Source organism: Thermodesulfobacteriota bacterium (assembly GCA_040758155.1).
Classification (GTDB): Bacteria; Desulfobacterota; Deferrimicrobia; order Deferrimicrobiales; family Deferrimicrobiaceae; genus UBA2219.
Map to the genome: position 1 here is coordinate 1 of JBFLWB010000064.1, position 3020 is coordinate 3020.

Sequence of the window (3020 nt, forward strand, 5' to 3'; positions counted from 1 at the left end):
CCACCGGCCGGCCCTGCGGCCAGAGCGAGGAAGAAGCCGGCGAGATACGCAAGGAGCAGGAGGAAGAGGCCCCCCTGCCCTCGGAACGGATGGTCCATGCGGGGACCTCACGGCAATTCCCGTTCCATGGGCTCGGCACGTTGCTTGCGGTTATGAAACGCGTTGACGAAAACATTTTATTGTAGGTACAATATAATTTGAGAATTGAGTTCGATCCCCTCAAGAACGAACGGAACATTGCCGAGCGCGGGATCTCTTTCGAATCGGCCGATGTTTTCGAGTGGGAAACGGCCAGGGTCATCGAAGACACACGTCGAAATTACGGTGAGAGAAGGTATCGGGCGATTGGCATGATCATGGAGAGGTTGCACGCAATGGTCATTACGCCTCGGCAAGACGGTATCCGGGTCATCCGTCTCCGAAAGGCGAATCGAAGAGAAAAGAGGTTGTATGAAGAAACGACCGAAGCCGGAAAAGACCGACATCCTTAACCCGGAGTGGACCGTCGAGGATTTCCGCAGATCCGGAAATGCTCTCGAGGTTTTACCACCGGAATTGGTGGAAACGATCCGCAAGCGCCGGCAGGGACAGCGGGGGCCTCAGCGATCGCCCGTTAAGGCAAAGGTGACGATCCGGCTGGACCAGCGGGTATTGGAACATTTCAAAGCCACTGGAAGAGGATGGCAAACGCGGATCAACGATGTGCTGAAGCGACTGATCTCGGAGAGGAAGGCTTCGTAGCAGTTCAGCCGCCGAACGCCGCGCGGGTGCGGCGTTTGCGGTGGAATGTCACGGCGAAGCGGTGGGCCTCGTCCCGGACCCGCATCAGCAGGTGGAGCACCGGGTCGCCCGTCGGCAGGTGTAGGGGATTCTTCCTCCCGGGTAGGAATACCCGCTCGCGGAAGACCTTCTCTCCTCCCCGGACACGCTCCTTGGCCAGGGAGATCACGGGAACCGTTTCCCTCCCGGCGGATCGCAGCGCGGCTTCCGCGGAGGATAGCTGCCCTTTCCCGCCGTCGATCACCACGAGGTCGGGCATCCCGCCGAAATCCTCGTCGTGCCCGAACCGGCGGCGAACGAGTTCCTCCATCATCGCGAAATCGTCCGGCCCGGCGACCCCGCGGATCGAGAACTTCCGGTACCATTTCTTCGCGGGCTTTCCGCCGACGAAGGCGACCATCGAACCCGTCGGCTCCGTCCCCGACAGGTTGGAGATGTCGTACCCTTCGATCCGCGACGGAGGGGAAGGCAGGGAGAAGAGCGACGCCATCCGCTCCGCGAGCAGCCCGTAGGCTTGCTCCCTTTCCTTCCGCATCCGCGCGCTTTCCTCGGCGTTCCTGCGGGCAAGCTCCACAAGGCGGAGCCGCTCCCCCTTCTCCGGCGAGCGGAGGAGAACCGTGCGCCCCGCCCGCTCCGAAAGGATCGCCGCCAGCGAGGCCCGGTCCGGGAGGGGGAACGGGAGGAGGATCTCGCGGGGGAAATAGGCGCCTTCGGCGTAGTGCTGGAGGAGGAAGGACGACATCGCCTCGTCCTCCGGCCCTTCCCACCGGAAATGGCGCTGGTGGGCGTCCGTGAGCCGGCCGCCGCGGAGGTACAGGGCAGCGACCGTCGCCGCCGAATCCTCCCGCATCCACCCGAGGGCGTCCACGTCCCCTTCGACCGCGCGGACGACCCGCTGCCGGGTGAGCGTCCGGGAGACGACCGCGATCCGGTCGCGCAGCCTCGCCGCCTCTTCGTACCGCATCTTTCGCGAGAGCTCTCCCATCTCGGCCTTCCATCCTGCGAGCAGCCCGCGGTATTCGCCCCGGAGGAAGCGGATCGCGCCCTCGACCACGGGCAGGTACCGCTCGCGGGAGATCATCCCCGCGCAGGCGCCGAGGCACCGCCCCATCTGGTAGTTGAGGCACGGACGGCGCCGCGAGGCAAACTTCTTCCGCGAACAGGAGCACAGCGGGAACAGGCGCAGCAGCTCCCGGAGCGTCTCGCGGATCCCCTTCGCCGATGAGTACGGGCCGAAATAGGACGCCCCGTCCCGCGCCGCCCGCCGGACCAGCTCCGGCCGGGGGAACTCCTCGTTCGGGTCGATCCGCAGCAGCAGGTATTCCTTGTCGTCGCGGAAGAAGATGTTGAAAGGGGGGCGGTGCCGCTTGATGAGCGTGTTCTCGAGCAGCAGCGCTTCCTTCTCCGTCGCAGTGACGATGCAGCGGACGTCGCGCGCCCGGGCCAGAAGATGGGGGATGGTCGGCCGGCCGTCTCCGCCGGGGACGGCGTAGTTGCGCAGGCGGGCCCGAAGGTCCTTCGCCTTGCCGACGTAAAGCACCCTCCCCTTGCCGTCGCCCATGATGTAGACGCCCGGCGAACGCGGGAAGATCTTCCAGTCGGAAAGGGGATGGGATTCCTCAGCCGGCGGCAAGCTCCACCTTCTCCAACGCGAGCAGCCGGTCGCGCAGCTCCGCCGCCCGCTCGAAATCGAGTTTCTTCGCGGCGCGCTCCATGTCCTTCCGCAGCTTCTTCCGCAGCTTCAGCAGCTCCTCCCGGGACGGGAGGTCCCACTCCTCCGCGGCCGGGACGGAGACGTAGTCCGCCTCGCACGCATGCCCGATCGGTTCCTGGATGTTCTTCCGGACGGTCTCCGGCGTGATCCCGTGCTCCCGGTTGTACGCGAGCTGCTTTACCCTGCGCCGGCCGGTCTCCGCGATCGCTTCGCGCATCGATCCGGTCTCCGTGTCGGCGTACAGAAGGACCTTTCCCGAAACATTGCGCGCCGCCCGCCCGAAGGTCTGGACCAGCGAGCGCGCGGACCGGAGGAACCCCTCCTTGTCGGCGTCGAGGATGGCCACCAGGGAGACTTCCGGCAGGTCGAGCCCCTCCCGCAGCAGATTGATCCCCACGAGGGCGTCGAACTTGCCCAGCCGAAGGTCCCGCAGGATGTTGACCCGCTCGATGGTGTCGATGTCGGAGTGGAGGTACCGGACGCGGATCCCCTGCCCCTCGTAATATTCCGTCAGGTCCTCCGCCAT

4 protein-coding genes are annotated in these 3020 nt (G+C 65.4%); 2 read left to right on the plus strand and 2 right to left on the minus strand.

Annotated elements, in window-relative coordinates; translation table 11 throughout:
* The first annotated feature begins 197 nt into the window (after window positions 1-197).
* A complete protein-coding gene (locus tag AB1346_03920) occupies window positions 198-491 on the plus strand; it encodes a BrnT family toxin (protein MEW6719578.1) in 294 nt (97 codons plus the stop codon).
* Window positions 451-741, plus strand: a complete 291-nt coding sequence (locus tag AB1346_03925) for a BrnA antitoxin family protein (GenBank protein MEW6719579.1) — start codon at window positions 451-453, stop codon at window positions 739-741. Before AB1346_03920 ends, AB1346_03925 begins: the two co-directional genes overlap by 41 nt.
* 4 nt (window positions 742-745) lie before the next feature.
* Here the strand turns inward: AB1346_03925 and uvrC are convergent, their stop codons facing one another.
* Together uvrC and AB1346_03935 are read right to left on the minus strand one after the other, a co-directional pair.
* On the minus strand, window positions 746-2413 hold the full coding sequence (uvrC, locus tag AB1346_03930) for an excinuclease ABC subunit UvrC (GenBank protein MEW6719580.1): 1668 nt from the start codon (window positions 2411-2413) through the stop codon (window positions 746-748).
* Window positions 2400-3020: helicase-related protein (locus AB1346_03935; GenBank protein ID MEW6719581.1), on the minus strand; the 621-nt coding region annotated here is incomplete at its 5' end. The genes uvrC and AB1346_03935, both read right to left, overlap by 14 nt.

Bases quoted from the DNA above. Each gene is read 5' to 3' on its own strand.
- AB1346_03925 (MEW6719579.1), top strand. From the start codon at position 451: ATGAAGAAACGACCGAAGCCGGAAAAGACCGACATCCTTAACCCGGAG.